Annotated in this window: 19 protein-coding genes, 1 pseudogene and 1 riboswitch; of the genes and pseudogenes, 9 read left to right on the top strand and 11 right to left on the bottom strand. The window is 70.9% G+C overall.

Annotated elements, in window-relative coordinates; genetic code table 11:
* Positions 1–80: 80 nt before the first annotated feature.
* From AB0J76_RS33015 to AB0J76_RS33025, 3 genes are all read right to left on the bottom strand, one after another.
* On the bottom strand, positions 81–650 hold the full coding sequence (locus tag AB0J76_RS33015; protein ID WP_352323327.1) for a YetF domain-containing protein: 570 nt from the start codon (positions 648–650) through the stop codon (positions 81–83).
* Positions 647–1,687 carry a rod shape-determining protein gene (locus AB0J76_RS33020; RefSeq protein ID WP_352323328.1) on the bottom strand — a complete coding sequence of 347 codons (1,041 nt, stop codon included), beginning with the start codon at positions 1,685–1,687 and terminating at the stop codon, positions 647–649. Before AB0J76_RS33020 ends, AB0J76_RS33015 begins: the two co-directional genes overlap by 4 nt.
* Before the next feature lie 84 nt (positions 1,688–1,771).
* The gene (locus AB0J76_RS33025) at positions 1,772–2,269 is read right to left on the bottom strand and encodes a PadR family transcriptional regulator (RefSeq protein ID WP_352323329.1); all 498 of its coding nucleotides are present in this window, start codon (positions 2,267–2,269) and stop codon (positions 1,772–1,774) included.
* A gap of 56 nt (positions 2,270–2,325) precedes the next feature.
* Between AB0J76_RS33025 and AB0J76_RS33030 the strand changes: the two genes are divergently transcribed.
* The 4 genes and pseudogenes from AB0J76_RS33030 (at position 2,326) to AB0J76_RS33045 (ending at position 6,141) form a co-directional block, all read left to right on the top strand.
* Positions 2,326–3,780 carry an MDR family MFS transporter gene (locus AB0J76_RS33030; protein ID WP_352323330.1) on the top strand — a complete coding sequence of 485 codons (1,455 nt, stop codon included), beginning with the start codon at positions 2,326–2,328 and terminating at the stop codon, positions 3,778–3,780.
* A gap of 47 nt (positions 3,781–3,827) precedes the next feature.
* Positions 3,828–4,028 (top strand): DUF5302 domain-containing protein, encoded by a 201-nt coding sequence (locus AB0J76_RS33035; protein ID WP_352323331.1) that lies wholly within the window; start codon positions 3,828–3,830, stop codon positions 4,026–4,028.
* A gap of 165 nt (positions 4,029–4,193) precedes the next feature.
* A riboswitch (cyclic di-AMP (ydaO/yuaA leader) is annotated at positions 4,194–4,328 on the top strand.
* Between the two features lie 223 nt (positions 4,329–4,551).
* Positions 4,552–4,980 (top strand): annotated as a pseudogene (locus AB0J76_RS33040) (hypothetical protein); the annotation flags it as partial.
* Between the two features lie 285 nt (positions 4,981–5,265).
* Positions 5,266–6,141: an alpha/beta hydrolase gene (locus tag AB0J76_RS33045; protein ID WP_352323332.1), complete on the top strand. Its 876-nt coding sequence runs from the start codon at positions 5,266–5,268 to the stop codon at positions 6,139–6,141.
* Between the two features lie 43 nt (positions 6,142–6,184).
* Here AB0J76_RS33045 and AB0J76_RS33050 read toward each other — a convergent pair whose 3' ends face one another.
* From AB0J76_RS33050 to AB0J76_RS33070, 5 genes are all read right to left on the bottom strand, one after another.
* A complete protein-coding gene (locus tag AB0J76_RS33050; protein WP_352323333.1) occupies positions 6,185–6,556 on the bottom strand; it encodes a hypothetical protein in 372 nt (123 codons plus the stop codon).
* A gap of 26 nt (positions 6,557–6,582) precedes the next feature.
* Complete coding sequence (locus AB0J76_RS33055; protein WP_352323334.1) at positions 6,583–6,954, bottom strand: roadblock/LC7 domain-containing protein; 372 nt, start codon at positions 6,952–6,954, stop codon at positions 6,583–6,585.
* A 32-nt stretch (positions 6,955–6,986) separates the two neighbouring features.
* Positions 6,987–7,814: a DUF4388 domain-containing protein gene (locus tag AB0J76_RS33060; RefSeq protein ID WP_352323335.1), complete on the bottom strand. Its 828-nt coding sequence runs from the start codon at positions 7,812–7,814 to the stop codon at positions 6,987–6,989.
* Between the two features lie 3 nt (positions 7,815–7,817).
* On the bottom strand, positions 7,818–8,192 hold the full coding sequence (locus AB0J76_RS33065) for a roadblock/LC7 domain-containing protein (RefSeq protein ID WP_352323336.1): 375 nt from the start codon (positions 8,190–8,192) through the stop codon (positions 7,818–7,820).
* A gap of 137 nt (positions 8,193–8,329) precedes the next feature.
* Positions 8,330–8,680, bottom strand: coding sequence for a helix-turn-helix domain-containing protein (locus AB0J76_RS33070; protein WP_352323337.1), 351 nt, complete (start codon positions 8,678–8,680; stop codon positions 8,330–8,332).
* Positions 8,681–8,734: 54 nt separating this feature from the next.
* On the opposite strand from AB0J76_RS33070, the gene AB0J76_RS33075 reads away from it, so the two are divergent.
* Positions 8,735–9,337 (top strand): NAD(P)H-binding protein, encoded by a 603-nt coding sequence (locus AB0J76_RS33075; protein ID WP_352323338.1) that lies wholly within the window; start codon positions 8,735–8,737, stop codon positions 9,335–9,337.
* On the opposite strand, the gene AB0J76_RS33080 is transcribed toward AB0J76_RS33075, so the two are convergent.
* Positions 9,331–10,548 carry a DUF4032 domain-containing protein gene (locus tag AB0J76_RS33080; protein ID WP_352323339.1) on the bottom strand — a complete coding sequence of 406 codons (1,218 nt, stop codon included), beginning with the start codon at positions 10,546–10,548 and terminating at the stop codon, positions 9,331–9,333. The genes AB0J76_RS33075 and AB0J76_RS33080 overlap by 7 nt on opposite strands.
* Positions 10,549–10,571: 23 nt before the next feature.
* Between AB0J76_RS33080 and AB0J76_RS33085 the strand changes: the two genes are divergently transcribed.
* On the top strand, positions 10,572–12,140 hold the full coding sequence (locus AB0J76_RS33085) for a DUF885 domain-containing protein (protein ID WP_352323340.1): 1,569 nt from the start codon (positions 10,572–10,574) through the stop codon (positions 12,138–12,140).
* 65 nt (positions 12,141–12,205) lie between these two features.
* On the opposite strand, the gene AB0J76_RS33090 is transcribed toward AB0J76_RS33085, so the two are convergent.
* The gene (locus AB0J76_RS33090; protein ID WP_352323341.1) at positions 12,206–12,844 is read right to left on the bottom strand and encodes a class II aldolase/adducin family protein; all 639 of its coding nucleotides are present in this window, start codon (positions 12,842–12,844) and stop codon (positions 12,206–12,208) included.
* A 54-nt stretch (positions 12,845–12,898) separates the two neighbouring features.
* Positions 12,899–13,483, bottom strand: a complete 585-nt coding sequence (locus AB0J76_RS33095; protein WP_352323342.1) for a TetR/AcrR family transcriptional regulator — start codon at positions 13,481–13,483, stop codon at positions 12,899–12,901.
* Positions 13,484–13,556: 73 nt separating this feature from the next.
* Here AB0J76_RS33095 and AB0J76_RS33100 point away from each other — a divergent pair, with 73 nt between their 5' ends.
* From AB0J76_RS33100 to AB0J76_RS33110, 3 genes are all read left to right on the top strand, one after another.
* Positions 13,557–14,477 (top strand): carbohydrate kinase family protein, encoded by a 921-nt coding sequence (locus tag AB0J76_RS33100; protein ID WP_352323343.1) that lies wholly within the window; start codon positions 13,557–13,559, stop codon positions 14,475–14,477.
* On the top strand, positions 14,474–15,688 hold the full coding sequence (locus tag AB0J76_RS33105) for an aminotransferase class III-fold pyridoxal phosphate-dependent enzyme (protein WP_352323344.1): 1,215 nt from the start codon (positions 14,474–14,476) through the stop codon (positions 15,686–15,688). Before AB0J76_RS33100 ends, AB0J76_RS33105 begins: the two co-directional genes overlap by 4 nt.
* A gap of 248 nt (positions 15,689–15,936) precedes the next feature.
* Entirely contained in the window at positions 15,937–16,866 is a 930-nt protein-coding gene (locus tag AB0J76_RS33110; protein ID WP_352323345.1) for a hypothetical protein, read from the top strand.
* The last annotated feature ends 176 nt before the right edge of the window (positions 16,867–17,042 follow it).

The following is a 17,042-nucleotide window of genomic DNA, read 5'->3' on the forward strand; positions in this document are numbered from 1 at the left end:
TATCGGAGATCAATTCCGCGCGCAGGGGGATTAACGCAATATTAATGGCCGATATCAAATTGCCATCTGGCCGCGCATTCTCAGGAGGGGCCGGATTTCAGCTCGTCCAGCTTGCGTTCGATGCGGTCGAGGCGCCGGCACAGCTCTTCCAGGTCGCCGCGTTCGGCTTCCTCCTCCTCGGGGCGCAGGCGGACCAGGAGCGAGCCGCCGGGCTCCAGGCGTACCAGGTCGGTGTCGGTGACGCTCTCGGCCCCCCGGAGCTGCAGCATCACGTTGAGGTCGGCCTGCCGCACGCCCATCCGGCGCAGCGCGGAGGGGATGAAGTGCCCGTCGCGGGCCAGGACGACCGGCGTGCCCTCGAACACCCTGCCGACCGAGGGCACGGTGGCCGCCAGCCGCACCACGATCGAGTTGACCGCCACCAGGATCACCACGCCCACCAGGCCGCCGACCAGCGAGTTGTCCGGGCCGATGATCGCGTTCTGCACGACGTTGCTCATCAGCAGCATGACCACGAAGTCGAAGTTGTTGAGCTGCGCGATGCCGCGTTTGCCGGCGATGCGGAGCAGCACGGCGATCGTCACGTAGACGGCGATCGTCCTGACGGTCTTGTCGGCGACGGAGACCCCCAGGTCGAACAGGTCGCTCACCGGCGCCTCAGCTTGGCGATCAGCCCCAGGTCCTCCACGCAGCGTCCGAGCCCCAGGGCCACCGAGTCGGTGGGCCGCTCCGCCCGCCGCACCGGCATGGACAGCCCCTCCTGCAGCCGCCGGCGCAGGCCGGGCAGCAGCGCACCGCCGCCGACCAGCACCATTCCGCGCTCGCCCAGATCGGCGGTCAGCTCGGGAGGGCAGCGTTCCATGGTGTGCTCGGCGGCCCGCACGATGTGCTCGACCGGCTGGACGGCCGCCTCGCGCACGCGCGCCGCGGGCAGCGCCACCGCGCGCTCCTCGCCGGTGCCGGCGTCCCTGCCGCGGATCAGCACGTTCCCGGTCGGCTCCCGCGTCGCGCGCAGCTTGGCCGCCTCGGCCTCCCGCTCGTCGGCCAGCAGGCCGTGCTCGTCCTCGACCAGGCGGGCGACGGCGCGGGTCACGGCGTTGCCGCCGCCGCGCACGGTTCCGGCGGCGACCACGGCCCCGCAGGACAGCACGGCGACCCTGGTGGCGTCCCGGCCGATGTCGACGACCATGTGCCCGCTGCCGTCGCGCACCGGCAGGCCCGCGCCGAGCGCGGCGGCGATCGCGTGCTTGACCAGCAGGATCCCGCGGGCCTCCGCCTCGAAGCCGGCGTCGCGCAGCGCCACCCGCTCGATCGGCGTGAACTCGTCCGGCACGGCCATCACCAGGCGCGGCCGGGGGAAGGGGTGCCGGTGCACCTTGCGCAGGAAGTGCCTGATCATGCGCCGGGCGAGCTCGCCGTCCTGGGGCAGGCCGTCGCTGATCGGCCAGTACGTCTCGCCGTCAGCGCCGTCAACTCCGTCAACGCCGTCAGCGCCGTCAGCGCCGTCAGCGCCGTCAGCGCCGTCAGCGCCGGTCACGGCATCGGCGCCGAAGCCGACGACCTTGCCCGTCCGCCGGTCGCGCAGGACGACCGACGGCTCGTCCAGCACGATGCCCCTGCCCTTGGCGTAGATCCTCGTGCCGGCCGCGCCGAGGTCGATCGCCAGGTCACGACCCAGGAGGCTCATCGCCGTACTGGGAGGTTGAGCATCATGCCTGGGTGTATATCCGGCGCTTCTCCAACGCAACACCAGGAACCGCAGAGTTCCGTTTTACCCTTCGCGCCGCAGGGCGGCCAGGGTCTCGTCGGCCCACTCGATGCCGGAGCGCGCCTGGTGCAGGCCCAGGGAGAGGGCGTACTTGCCGAACAGGCCCTCGGGCTGGCAGTCGAGCACCGCGAGGCGGGCCTGGAAGTGGCCCTTGATGCGCTCGACCACGGCGGCGGCCTGCTCGGCGTCGAGCAGCGCCAGCAGGAACGCCTGGAGGGCGGTCTCGCTGCGCACGGTCGCCGACGGGTCGTGGCCGACCAGCCACTCGGTGACCAGCGTGCGGCCCTCGGGGGTGATGGCGTAGATCTTGCGGCCCCGGGCGCCCTCGTGCTCGACCGTCACCAGGCCGTCGGCGGCCATCTTGACCAGCTCCGGATAGATCTGCGTGTGCCCCGCCTGCCAGACGTGGTTGAGCGAGTGCTCGAACTTCTTGGCCAGGTCATAGCCGCTGGCCGGGCCTTTGGTGGCGAGCAGGCCGAGGAGCGCGATCCGCAGGGACATGTCCGCCAGCATAGCGAAGGCTTGACATGTCAGCTCTTACATATCAATCTTCACCTGTGACTAATGACATGAAGACCAAGGGCAACGGGCTGGTGTTGCTGGCGGTGCTCGGCGGGATGTTCCTGGCGATGCTCGACCAGACGATCGTCGGCACCGCGCTGCCCCGCATCACCGGCGAGCTGGGCGGCACCCGGCTCTACACCTGGGTGGTCACGGCCTATCTGCTCACCTCCACGGTGACCGTGCCGCTGTACGGCCGGCTCTCCGACCAGCACGGCAGGAAGCCGCTGCTGCTCGTCGGGATGTCGGTGTTCGTCGTCGGATCGGCGTTGTGCGGGCTCGCCCAGGACATGACCCAGCTCATCGCCTTCCGCGCCGTGCAGGGGCTGGGCGCGGGCGCGTTGTTGCCGCTGTCGCTGGCCCTGGTGATGGAGATGTTCCCGCCCGGCCGCAACGGCGCCCGCGTGCAGGGCGCGCTCGGCGGCGTGATGGCGTTGACGTACCTGGCCGGGCCCTTCCTGGGCGGGTTGTTCACCGACCACGCGAGCTGGCGGTGGGCCTTCTACGTGAACGTGCCGCTCGGGATCGTGCTGATCGCGATCGTGGTGCTGCGGCTGCCGTTCCGTGCGGGCACCGGCGGCGGGGGCCGGCCGGACTACGCGGGCATCGCGGTGTTCAGCGTGGCCATCAGCGCCCTGCTGCTCGGCCTGACCGAGAAGGGCCTGGACGGCAACTCCTGGACGTCCCCGTCCGTGGCCGGGCCGATCCTGCTGGCGCTGGTGCTGCTGGCCGCGTTCGTACTGGTCGAGTTGCGGGCGGCGAACCCGGTCATGCCGATGCACCTGTTCCGGGACCGTACCTACACGCTGGTCAACGCGACCTCCTTCTTCACCGCCTTCTGCATGTACGCCGGCGTGGTGTTCCTGCCCCGCTACTTCCAGCAGGCGCTGGGCGTCAGCGCCACCGAGTCGGGGCTGAGGATCTACCCGATGACGCTGGCCATGGTGGCGGGCAGCGCGCTCATGGGCACGCTGATGTCCAGGACGCGCACGTACAAGCCGTGGCTGGTCGGGGCGCCGTTCCTGCTGGCAGCCGGCAGCCTGCTCTGCCTGAACCTCACCGTGCGCACCGACGGCCTGCTGCTGGCCGGGTGGATGGCGCTGCTCGGGCTCGGCATGGGGCCGATGTTGTCGGGGCTGACCGTGGCCGTGCAGCAGGCCGTCCCGCCGCGGTACATCGGCACGGCCTCGGCCAACCTCACCTTCTTCCGGCAGATCGGCGGCTCCGTGGCGCTGGCGCTGGCCGGCACCGCGTACACGTCGGTCATCACCACGGACGCGCCCGTCCACGGGCTCGCGGCCGCGCACGCCTCGGCGGCGGCCGTGGTCATCCCGTCGCTGGGCGTGGCGGGCGCGGTGATCGCCCTGGTCGCGCTGGTCATGATGCCCGGCAGGCGGCTGGAGCAGGCGCCCGCCGCGGAGAGCAGAGTGGAGGCCGGTTTCGCGTCGTAAGCGACGTCGTGCGAAGCTGTGGATGTCCCCAGAACCAGGAGGTCCTCATGGCGGAAACACCGGAGCCGGAAGTCAGCGAGACTCCCGAGGACGAGATGAAGCGCAAGTTCCGCGAGGCGTTGGAACGCAAGCGCGGGCAGCAGGCCGACTCGGCCGCGGGTGGCAGGGGCGTGGACCCGTCGAAGATCCACGGGGCGCACGGTCCGGCAGCGAGTAAAAGATCCTTCAGGCGCAAGAGCGGCGGCTGAAAGGCCCGATTTAGCAGGGGGTACGGCATGCCGTGCCCCCTTTCTCTTTGCCGTGATAGGTAGATCTTTACCCGGTTCATGACGATTCGTTTGTATTTGTCCGAATCTCTGGGTACGGTCTTAACCAATTACCAGCTGGTGGCGTAGTCCCTACCAGGAGAGGGACGACAGCTGGCGCCGAATCCCGACTTGTCGGGAACCGGGGACCCATCTCATTGGGGTGAATCCGGCCACGTGCCGGTAGGGCATCTCCACGCCCGAACCCGTCAGCTAACCCGGTAGGCGAGATGGAGAGGACTTCACGCATGTACCACCTCGTCGTACCCCCGGACAGTGTAGTGACGACCGCCTGCTGAGCGGTCTCTTCCCTGACTTCCCCCACGCGCCGCGTAACCACCTTTTCGGCGCTCTGCCCGGTTACGCACCGTAGTCACGCGCGTTCCCCCTGTCCCCTCGCGAAGGACTTCACTGCTTCATGTCTCGATTTGGCCTGCGCTCTCTCGCTCTGCTGTCCGTGTCCGCCATGGGCGCGCTGACGATCTCCGCCACCGGCGCCCACGCCGACACCGGCGACGACCAGAAGATCCTGCTCAAGGGTTCCACGAAGGCTTCCTACTTCTGGGACGACTCCTCCGGCCGCGCCGGCGACACCGGCCTGCCGGCCAGCGGCAAGCCCATGCAGAAGGGCCTGGCCGCCAGCCCCAGCTGGCCCCTCATGACCGAGGGTTACGTGACCTACAACGGCAAGAAGATGCCGTTCTTCGTGGGCGACCGCGGCCCCGGCGAGCCCTCCAGCCGTGGCGTCATGCTCGACCTCGACGCCAAGACCTTCGCCGAGCTGACCGGCGGCACCTTCAACCCCGACACGCTCGGCGTGGACGGCAACGGCGGCCAGGGCCACATCAAGATCGACTACGTCATCACCAAGTGGGGCGACGGCAAGGGCAAGAAGAACTACCCCGTGGCCTTCTCCACCGGCGCATGGGGCAGGTTCGACGACAACCCCGCCGAGCCCCCCAAGGTGCTGGCCGAAGAGCCCGCCGACGACGCGGCCGGTTCCGCCGGCGGCCAGGTCGGGAAGACCGTCGCGATGGGCGGCACCGTGATGGCCGGCGTGCTCGTGCTGGCCGGCGGCGGCGTGGTGCTCGGCGGCGAGCGTCTGCGCAAGCTCCTCAACGACTGATCTGCGGACAGACCACTCTTTACGCCTCGCGACCAGAATGACATTCTGGTCGCTGTGATCCAGCGCGCAGCCGCCAACGGCATCGAGATCGCCTACGAGAGCTTCGGCTCACCGGAAGGCAGGCCCCTGCTGCTCATCATGGGACTCGGCGCCCAGCTCATCCACTGGGACGACGAGTTCTGCGAACTCCTGGCCGAGCAGGGCCACCACGTCATCAGGTTCGACAACCGCGACGCGGGCCTGTCCACCCACCTCCACGACGAGGGCGTGCCCGCATGGGGTGCGCCCTCGCCGTACGTGCTGGACGACCTGGCCGACGACAGCGCCGGGCTCATGGACGTCCTGGGCCTGCCCGCCGCGCACGTCGTCGGCGCCTCGATGGGCGGGATGATCGCCCAGGCGCTGGCCATCCGGCACCCCGCCCGCGTGCTGAGCCTGACCTCGATCATGTCCACGCCCAGCCCGCAGGCGGCCCCGCCGACCGAGGCGGCCGCCGCGGTGCTCCTCGCCAAGCCCGCGACCGACCGCGAGGGGGTCGTCGCCGGCGCGCTGAGCACCTGGGCCGTGCTCGGGTCCCCCGGCTGGGAGCTGGACCGCGAACGCGTCACCAGGCTGGCCGGGCTCGCCTTCGACCGCTGCCACGACCCGTCCGGCACCGCCCGCCAGCTCGCCGCCATCATGGCCTCGGGCGACCGCACGTCCGCGCTGGGCGGGCTGAAGGTGCCCGCGCTGGTCATCCACGGCGAGGACGACCAGCTCGTGCCGCTCGCCGGCGGGCGGGCCACGGCCGCCGCCATCCCGGACTCCCGCCTGGTCACCTACCCCGGCATGGGCCACGACCTGCCCCGCCCCCTCTGGCCCGCGATCGTCGCCGAGATCACCGCCCACACCGGCTCCGCGACGCCCGCCCGGCCGGAGCCCGCCGCGTGACCCGCCACAAGACCCGCCGCAGAGCCTTTGTCGGCGCGGGCCGTCAGAGCTCCAGCTTCTCCTCGATGACCTTGAGCATGTGCCGGGCCAGGGCCAGGTTGGCCCGGTTGCGGTCGAGGGCGAGGTAGAGGAACAGGCCCTTGCCGCTGCGGCCGGTCAGCGGGCGGATGATGTGGTACTGGGCGGTCAGCGTGATCAGGATGTCCTCGATGCCGTCCTTGAGGCCCAGTGAGTCCATCGTGCGCAGCTTGGCCTTGATGACCTCGGTGTTGCCCGCCGCCGCGACCTGCAGGTCCAGCTCCTTCGAGCCGCCGAGCGTGCCGAGCGCCATGCCGCTGCCGTGGTCGACGATCGCCGCCCCGATCGAGCCGTCGATGCTCATCATCTCTTTGAGGGAGACGTCCATGCCTGCCATGCTTTCCTCCGCTTCGGTGGGGATGGTCAGTGTTTGCGTGCCACGGCGGCCACGGAGGCCGCCGTCTTCCTGCCCTCCAGCCGGAGGAGCCCGACGTTGGCGCCGGGTCCCGCCAGAACCGTGAGGACGATCGTGGGGCCCGCGGCGTAGAAGGCCACGAACCCTGCGGTGCCGGACACGAGGGTCTCCTCGAACGTCCCGCGGCCCGCCATGGTCAGCATCCGGCCGCTCATCGCGAGCAGCGCCGCCGACAGCGCCGCCACCTGCTCGCCGGTGTCTCCTTGCAGGTCGCAGGCGATCCGCAGGCCGTCGACGGTGCACGCCACGCTGCCGGTGACGTCCGGCGTGCGGCCGCGCAGGAGCTCCATCTCAGCCAGGACCTCTTGCCGTAGCTCCACGGGTGGCCTCCTCCTGCGTCGTGAGGGGAACCTCACGGCATCTCCTCCAGGGCCTTCTTCAGCCGCAGCAGCAGCGTCAGATCGGTCGGATCACCCGTCGGCACCGGCCCCGCGCCCGGCCCGGCGCGCCCGTCGCCGGCGGGAACGGCCACCGGGGCCGGCACCCGCTTGGGCAGCGCCTCCCCGTCGTCCGTACGGCGTTGCGCGGGCCGTGCCGGATCGGGCGGGACGAGGAGGCCGGCGGCGGCCAGCCTCCTGACGGCCAGCAGCACCGAGTAGCCCGACCGGCCCAGCTGCCGGGCCAGCTCCAGCGGGGTCGCCTTGTGGTCGGCCCGTACGACGACCTCCCACTGCACCTGGCTGAGCGCCACCCCGTGCCCGGGCAGGCGCGGGACCGGCCGCACGGGCTGGCTGTCCACCTCCGGCGAGGGCCAGATGCCGGCCAGCTGCTCCCGGCGGCGGGCGGACTCCCGCACCAGCTCCTGGACGTCGAAGAACCACTGCCCGCCCAGCCAGTGCTCCTCCCCGGGCCGGAACTTCGGCCGCACGCCGGTCACCGGCAGCAGGAAGAAGGCGGCGTCGTGGACCACGCCGAGCACGGCGTACTGGAGCTCGGCCAGGGTGACCGGGCCCTCCTGGAGCAGCCGGGCGCGGCCGCCGTCGGCCTGCAGGGCGCGCAGTGCCGGCTCCGGCACCCGCCCCCTGGCCGCGAACAGCCGCTCGACGCCCGGCGTCTGGGCGCACTCCATGTACGTCACGCGCCCGTCCGACAGGTAGATCGTGCCGTTGCGGCCCAGGCGGAGCGCACCCGTCGCGCGTTCGCGGGCGAGTCCGGCGAGGAGTGAGTCGAGCGCGGCCATGGCTCAGGCGGTCAGCAGGTCGGAGATGGCCCGCAGGCGGTAACGGGCCAGGGCCAGGTTCGACCGTTCCGGGTCGAGGCGGACGTAGATGACCAGCGGCCCCTCGAAGACCGTCTCCAGCAGCCGGAGCAGGTGGTGCCCCCGGTCGGTGGTGACGATCATGTCGTCGATGCGCACGATCTCGCCGGGGCACGTCCTGGTCAGCCCGTCGGTGGTGGCGCGCAACGCCTCGGTCAGCGCCGCGGCGGACCTGTCGGCGTCCACGCCGGACGCGCTGCTGAAGGCGACCGCCATGCCGCTCGTGCCATCGACCAGCATGGCGTCGAGCGCGCCCGGTATCGACATGACCTCAGCCAGGCAGGTGTCCACTCCCAGCACCGCGAGCCTCCCTCCGTCGTGGGACGGGGAAAGCGTAGGGGGCCACAAGAGACCAGAAGGTACGCGATTAACCGAGAGATACGTTTTTATACGGCCAGGACGAAGAAAAGCATCACTCGTGCGGAAATATGATCAATTCACGAGATTTTTTCACGATGACGGAGAATTTCGTGCACGTTCTCCTCGGCCCACCGCGCGACCACCGAGATCGGCGCGTGCAGCGAGCGGCCGAGGTCGGTCAGGGTGTACTCCACCCGCGGCGGCACCTCGGCGAAGACCTCGCGGGTGATCAGCCCGTCCAGCTCCATGGCCCGCAGCGTCTGGGTGAGCACCTTCGGCGTCACGCCGCCGATCCGCCCGCGGAGCACGGTGAAGCGCATCGGCCCGTCGCTGAGGCTGAGCAGCACCAGCACCGACCACTTGTCGCCGATCCGGTCGAGGACCAGCCGGGTCGGGCAGTTCGGGTCGAAGGCGTCACCGGTATCCATAAGGTACTTATAGCACGATGAAGTAACCAGTATCCATTGGATACTGTGCTTCTCATGAAGATCCTCGTGTTCGGCGCGACCGGAATGATCGGTCAGCGCATCGTCACCGAACTCACCGGCCGCGGCCACGACGTCACCGGTGTCAGCCGCCGCGGTCCCGTCAAGGGCGACGTCCACGACGCCGCCACGCTCGCCGAGGGCTACGACGCCGTCGTCTGCGCCATCGCCCCGCCGCGTGACGGCACCGAGCCCGAGCCGCCGTTCCTGGCCGCCAACCGCGCCCTCATCGACGGCCTGCGCGCGGCCGGGGTGAGCCGGGTGCTGGTCGTGGGCGGCGCGGGCAGCCTCAAGGCCGGGCCGGACGTCGACCTGGTCGACACGCCCGGCTTCCCGGAGATCTACAAGAAAGAGGCCAAGGCCGCGCGGGCCGCGCTCGGGCTCTACCGGGAGGTGACCGACCTCGACTGGACCTACGTCTCACCGGCCGCCGAGATCGCGCCCGGCGAGCGCACCGGCGTCTACCGGATCGGCCGCGACGACCTGCTCAGCGACGCCGACGGCCGCAGCTTCATCACCGCCGAGGACTACGCGGTGGCGATCGCCGACGAGCTGGAGGAGCACGCACACCCGCGCACCCGCATCACGGTCGCCTACTGATCGTCCTCGTCCGGGTCGTCGGGCAGCAGCGCCTTCTCGTCGGGCTTGTGCACCAGCACGTTGTCCACGTACGACTTCACCGCCGTGGCCAGCCCGACGTCGCCGCCCGCCGCCTCCGACAGGTACCAGCGGTGGTCGAGTATCTCGTGGAAGAGCTGCGCGGGCTCCAGCTTGCCGCGCAGCCCGGCGGGGATGTCGTCGACCGTCGGATGGAACACCTCGGCGAGCCAGCGGTGGGCGACGATGGCCTCGTCCTCGTGGCGCAGGCCCTTGGCGACCCGGTAGCCGTCCAGGTCGTTGAGCAGCCGCCGCGCCTGGTTCTCCTCCACGTCGAGCCCGGTCAGCCTGATCAGCCGGCGCTGGTGGTGGCCGGCGTCCACCACCTTGGGCCGGACGATCAGGCGGCCGGTGCCGACCTTGCGCCGCACCATCATCTCGGCGACGTCGAAGCCGAGCAGGTTCAGGCGGCGGATGCGCTGCTCCACGCGGTGCCAGTCGACCTCGTCGATGATCTCGCTGTCGGTGATCTCGGCCCACAGGCGGTGGTAGCGGGTGACGATGTCCTCGGCGGTCTCCATGGGGTCGATCGACGGGTGCAGCAGCCCGCCGGCCTCCAGGTCGAGCATCTCGCCGAAGATGTTGGTGTGGGCGACGTCGATGTCGGTCAGCCGCTGGCCCTCGCTGATCATCGGGTGCATCTCGCCGGTCTCGGCGTCCACCAGGTAGGCCGCGAAGGCGCCGGCGTCCCGGCGGAAGAGCGTGTTGGACAGCGAGCAGTCGCCCCAGTAGAAGCCGTTCAGGTGCAGGCGCACCAGCAGCACGGCGAGCGCGTCGAGCAGGCGGGTGAGCGTGTCGGGGCGCAGGGTGCCGGACATCACGGCGCGGTAGGGGAGCGAGAACTGCAGGTGCCGGGTGATCAGCGCGGCGTCCAGGCCCTCGTCGCGGCCGGTCACGTACGCCACGGGCTCGACGGCCGGGGCGTCCAGCCGGGCCAGGTCCCACAGGAGCTGGTACTCGCGTCTGGCGTACCGCTCGCTGATCTCCTTGATCGCGTAGACCTTGCCGGACAGCCGGGCGAACCGCACGACGTGGCGGGAGATGCCGCGCGGCAGATCGACCAGATGATGCTTGGGCCAGTCGGCCAGCGGGACGTCCCAGGGGAGCCGGATGAGGTCGGGGTCGCCTAGCGCGCCAGTGATCTGCAGGGGCATGAACGTCAGGATATGGTGCGTAGGTGGACGAGTTTCTCAACTGGTACTTTTCCGACCGTCCCGTCGTCGCCAGCCAATTGGGAGCCGACGGCTACGACCACACCCTCGGCGATTTCACCGCCGCCGCCTGGGAGAACAGAGCCCGGGAAGAGATCCGCTGGATCGACCGCCTCTCCGACGCCCCGGCCGACTCGCTCGACGACGCCATCGACAGAGACCTGGTCCTGTCCCAGCTGAGGGGCTCGGTCGCGCTCGAATCCTGGCCCGAGTGGCGGCGCAACCCGGGCCTGTACCTCTCGGCCGTCTTCGGGTCGCTGTTCAACGCCTTCCAGCAGCGGCTCAAGCCGGAGGCCGAACTGGTCGCCGCCGCGATCTCCCGCCTGGCCGAGGTGCCCGGCGTGCTGGCCGCCTGCCAGGCCAACCTCGACCCCGACCTCGCCGCGCCGCTGCTGGTCACGCGCGGGCTCAACCAGGCACGTACGGGCCGCAACTTCCTCACCCGCACGCTCCCCGCGATGGTCGGCGACGAGACGCTGCGCGCCCGGCTCGCCGAGGCCGCCGGACCCGCCGCCGACGCGTTCGACGCGCTGGTGTCCTTCCTCGAAGGCTTCCGGTGCGGCGGCACCTGGCGGATGGGGGAGAAGCTCTACTCCACCCTGCTGCGCGAGCGCGAGATGCTCACGTACGGCGCCGCCGAGCTGCACCAGAAGGGCAGGGCCGCCTGGGCCGACCTGGACGCCCGGATGCGCCGCGTCGCCCTCGGCATGACCGGCGCCGAGGACTGGCGGGCCGCCATGGAGTCCCTCATGGACGACCACCCGCCGACCCTGGCCGACATGCGGGCCGAGTACGAGGCCGAGACCCGGCGGGCCCGCGAGTTCGTCCGCGAGCGCGGGCTGGTCACCTTCCCCGAGGGGGAGGAGTGCGAGGTCCTGCCCTCGGCCGAGTACGCCCGCCCGGTGCTGTACGTCGCCCACTACCTGGCCCCGCCGCCGCTCAGCAGCTCGCGCACGGGCATCTTCTTCGTCCCCTACACCCCCGACGACTTCACCGAGGAGCAGGTGCGCCAGCGCCTGCGCACCAACGCGCGCGCCCAGATGCCCTCGATCGCCGTGCACGAGGCCTACCCCGGGCACCACTGGCACCTGTCGTACATGGCGGACAACCCGCGTACGGTCCGCAAGGTCTTCAGGACGCCGTACTTCACCGAGGGCTGGGCCCTGTACGTCGAGAAGGTGCTGCACGAGCAGGGCTACTTCGACACCCCCGCCACCGAGCTGGCCCACCTGGACTTCCGCCTCTTCCGCGCCGCCCGGATCATCGTGGACACCGCGCTGCACTGCGAGGACATGTCGATCGAGGAGGCCGAGACGTTCATGGCCACCAAGGCGTCGCTGTCGCCCGGCACCGCCCGGGGCGAGGTGAACCGCTACTGCGCCTGGCCGACGCAGGCGCCGTCGTACCTGACGGGGGCCATCGAGATCGACCGCATCCGGGAGTCGTTCACCGGGTCGCTGCGGGAGTTCCACGACCGGATCGCCGGCTCCGGCGGCCTGCCGCTGGGCCTGGCCGAACAGGCCGCGCTGGCCTGACCGGGCCGATCGCGCTCCCGGGGCTCATCGCGCTCCCCGGGCCCCCGGCTCCCGGGCTCTTCGCGCTAGCTCGGGCGGCGCGGGAAGGCCGGCGGGTTGGCCGCGCGGTCCACGACGGCGGCGAGCTGCTCGTCGGTCAGGACCGTCGGCCGGCCCACGGCCAGCCCGCGCACGTAGACCTCGCACAGCCACTCCAGCAGGCGGGTGGCCTCGAACGCCTGCTCCATCGTCGCCCCGATGGTCACCCCGCCGTGGTTGGCCATCAGGGCGGCCTGCTTGCCCGCCAGCGCCGCCCGCACGTTGGCGGCCAGCTCCGGCGTGCCGTAGGTGGCGTACTCGGCCACCTTGACCACGCCGCCCAGCAGCAGCGCGTTGTAGTGGACCGGCGGCAGCTCGGTCATCGTCGTGGCCACGACCGTCCCGAACACCGAATGCGTGTGCACGATCGCCTGAGTGCCCGTCGCCTGGTAGACGGCCAGGTGCATGGGGGTCTCCGACGACGGCTGCAGCTCGCCCTCGACCAGGTGGCCCTCCAGGTCCACGATCGGGCACGCCTCCGGGGTCAGCCGGTCGAGCGCCACGCCGGACGGAGTGACCGCCACCTGGTCGCCCCGGCGCACGCTCAGGTTGCCCGAGGTGCCGATGACCAGGCCCAGCTCGACGGCGCGCCTGCCGTACTCGCACAACTGCTCGCGGAGGCTCATGGGCGGGCATAGTAGTCGGTCGTCCGAAATACTTCCAGCTACAGCCTCTCTTCGTCAGAGGCGGTCGAGCGCCTGGAGCATGAGCCGTTCGAGGTCGACGCGGGTGAGCCGGCCCGGGTAGAGGAGCAGGTGCAGGCTGAGGCCGTCGACCAGGGCGAGCAGGTGCTCGGCGAGGTCGTCGAGGCTGCCGTCCGCGCGCACCTCGCCGGCCGCGCGGGCCTGGGCCAGCAGCTCCCGTACGGCGGCGCGCAGCTCGTCGGCCTCGGCGCGCTGGACCTCCGCCAGCCGTTCCGAGGCCAGGCTGCGGCTCCAGAAGCTGACCTCCAGCCGGCTCTCCTGGGTGCGCTCGGCGTCCAGCGGCAGGTTGTCCAGCAGCAGCTCGCGCAGGGCGGCCAGGCCCGTGACGCCCTCGACCTTGCGCGTCAGCCGCTCCCTGATGCGCTGGTGCGACTGGCTCAGCGCCGACAGCAGGATCTCGTCCTTGTCGGCGAAGTAGTGCGCCAGCACGCCGTTGGAGTAGCCGGCCTCCTTGGCGATGGCCCTGGTGGTGGCGGCGTCGATGCCGTCCCTGACGATCACCCTGCGGGCCGCCGACAGGACCTCGGCCCTGCGCTCATCGTGATCGACGATCTTCGGCATCGGGATCCCCCCTCTTTGTCGCGGCGACTCCCACCATATTGACTTTTTATTCGGACGTCTGTCTATTTAGTCCATGACCGTCGCCACGGTCGGCGTGCACATCGTCGACATCCTCGCCAGGCCCGTCGAGCACATCCCCGAGGGCCAGGACACCGTACTCGTCGAGCAGATCCGCCTCACCGCCGCCGGCGCCGCCGCCGGAACGGCCGTGGACCTGGTCAAACTCGGCAACGACGTGATCACCATGGGCGCGATCGGGGACGACGAGCTCGGCGACTTCCTGGTGGCCGTCCTCGCCAAGCGCGGCGTGGACGCCTCCCGCCTGGTCCGCAGGGCCGGCGAGCAGACCGCCGCCTCGATCCTGCCCATCCGCCCCGACGGCGGCCGGCCCAGCTTCCACGTGCCCGGCGCCAACCTCGGCGTCACCCTCGCCGACCTGGACCCCGACGTGCTCCGCCGCGCCCGGGCGATCCACCTGGGCGGCATGGACGTCACCTTCGGCCTGGGCGACCCCGCCTTCTTCGCGCTCCTCGACGAGGTGCGCGCGGCCGGCACGATCGTCACGATGGACCTGCTGTCGGAGCTGCCCGACCTGCTGGCGATGGCCCGCGCGTTCCTGCCCCACGTGGACTACGTGCTGCCCAACGAGTCGCAGGCGCTGCTCATGACCGGCGACCCCGACGTGGCCACCGCCGCCGCGACCCTGCTCGCCGACGGCCCCGAGGGCGTGCTCGTCACCCTCGGCGCGGCCGGCAGCCTCGTGCTGACCTCCGGCGGCGGGCCCGAGCGGGTGCCCGCGCTGGAGACGGAGGTCGCCGACACGACCGGATGCGGCGACGCGTACTGCGCCGGCTTCCTGACCGGCCTGCTGCACGGCCGCGACGTCGTCGAGGCCGCCCGCTGGGGCACCGCCGCGGCGGCCCGCGTGGCCACCGGGCTCGGCTCCGACGCCGGCCTCACCGACCTCGAATCCACCCTAAGGACTCTCGCATGACTGACGCCGAACTCCGCGAGCGCGCGCTGAAGGTCGTCCCCGGCGGCATGTACGGACACCTCAACGCGGCCATCTTCGCCCCCGGCTACCCCCAGTTCTTCCAGCGCGGCGAGGGCTGCCGCCAGTGGGACGTGGACGGGCGCGAGTACATCGACCTCATGTGCAGCTGGGGACCGGTCGTGCTCGGGCACCGGCACCCGCGCGTGGAGGAGGCCGCCGCGCGCCAGCTCGCGCTCGGCGACTGCCTCAACGGCCCGGGGCCGATCATGGTGGAGCTGGCCGAGCTGCTGGTCGACACCGTGCCGAGCGCCGACTGGGCGATGTTCTCCAAGAACGGCACCGACGCCACCACCCAGGCGCTCATGGTCGCCCGCGCCGCCACCGGCCGCACGAAGGTGCTGATGGCGCACGGCGCGTACCACGGCGCCGACCCCTGGTGCACGCCCTCGACCGCCGGCACCACCCCGAACGAGCGCGCCGACCTGGTCGAGTTCACCTACAACTCGCTGGAGTCCCTGGAGGCCGCCGCCGCCACCGTCGAGGGCGACGTCGCGGCGATCATCTGCACCCCCTTCAAGCACGACTCCTTCGAGGACCAGGAACTGGTCGAGCCCGCCTTCGCGCGCGGCGCACGCGCCCTGGCCGACCGCATCGGGGCGGCCCTGGTGATCGACGACGTGCGGGCCGGGTTCCGGATCGACCTGCGGGGGTCGTGGGAGCCGTACGGGGTGCGTCCCGACCTGACCGCCTGGTCCAAGGCCATGGCCAACGGCTACCCGATCGCCGCCGTCACCGGCACCGACGCCCTGCGCGGAGCTGCCCAGACCCTCTACACGACTGGCTCCTTCTGGTTTTCGGCCGTGGCGATGGCCGCCGCCAAGGCCACCATCGAGACCCTGCGCGACACGGACGGCATCGCCGCCATGGAACGCGCCGGCGCCCAGCTCAGGGAGGGCCTGTACGCCCAGGCCAAGTCCCACGGCTTCGTCGTGAACCAGACCGGCCCGGTGACCATCCCGTGGCTCAGCTTCGACGGGGACGCCGACCTGTCCACGGCCCTGTACTGGAGCGACGCCTGCCTGCGGCACGGGGTGTACCTGCACCCGTGGCACAACTGGTTCATGTCGGCGGCCCTGACGGAGCAGGACGTGGCCCGCGCCCTGGAAGCCACCGACCAGGCCTTCACCGAAACCCGCACCCACTTCGCCTGACCCCCTCCCCGGTCCCCGCATGCCATCGGCCCACCCGCTGCCCGGTCACCGGGTGGGCCTGCCGGCGCTTGAGGTAGGCCCTGCCTGTCGGCCCGTTACGAGCGGGCCCGACGCGACCGCCTTAGCACGCTTCGCCCGCAGTAGACGGGGTGGCACGATGCCACGGCCCCCGGACCATGGTCACGCTACGCGCTCGCCGTGTAACAATAAGTGCCATGCCGTCCCCCCGACATGACGCCCTCAGACAGATGTTCGCCGACCGTCCCCAGGCGGCGGTGGAGATCCTGCGTGACCTCATGGGCGTGCAACTGCCGTCCACTCCGCTGGTGCGCCAGGAGGACCGGTTGTTCAACACCCGTCCCTCCGACGACATCGAACCGGATCTCAGCATCGTGCTCGGCCCGCCTCAGAGCCCCGCGCACGCCATCATCGTGGAGATCCAGCAGGACACGTCCAAAGACCCCCGGCAACTGGCCCGGTACGCCGCCGCGCAATGGCTGATGCTCCGCTGCGACGTGACGGTCCTGATGGTGTGCCCCGATCGAGCCGCCGCCGCCTACTACTCCAAGCCGATCGACTCCGGGCTGACCGGCTACCGCCTGCAGGCACACGTGCTCGGTCCGGGCGACGTGCCGGCCATCACCGACCCGCAGGAGGCCGCCGCTCACATCGAACTCGCAGTCATGTCCGTCATGATCCACGGACGCGAACGCAAGGTGCTGGAGGCATTCGCGACGGCTCTGACGGAGACGACCGTCGATCACGCTCCGAAGTATTATGAATACGCACAGGGTATGTCCGTCCCTGAGATCGCACGCACGTTGGAGGAGATCATGAAGTCCACCTACTGGCCGGTCTACACCCCCTTCGCCCGTGAACACTTCGGCCGAGGCCACACGATCGGCCACGCGGAAGGGATCCAGGAGGGCCGCGCGGAGGGCCGCGCGGAGGGCCGTGCGGAGGGCCGTGCGGAAGGCCGTGCGGAAGCGGCCCCTGCAATCGGGCGGGATTTCGTGCTGTACGCGCTGGAAGCGCGCGGACTCGATGTTCCCGAGGACGTTCGTGCGCGCATCGATGCCTGTACCGACGTCGACCTGCTCAAGCGCTGGGCTCTGCGTGCGAGCAGTGTTCGGTCCGCCCGTGACGTGTTCGACGAGTCGGACGGCCAACGCTCCTAGCGTCGGGTGCTCGGGTACACCCGGTTCAGGTTCTGATCGATCCGTCCGCTGGTTCAGTGGCAGCGCGCTGACCCGTGTTCGGGATGTCGGGGTGCCGCGGCGTGGCGATGTGCCGGATGTCCCGAAGGCGGGCCGGGAGCGTGTGATCGGCCGTCGGTTCGGCCCGCTCACGGGGA

The organism is Nonomuraea sp. NPDC049624, assembly GCF_040675255.1.
In the GTDB taxonomy this organism is placed as follows: Bacteria; Actinomycetota; Actinomycetes; order Streptosporangiales; family Streptosporangiaceae; genus Nonomuraea.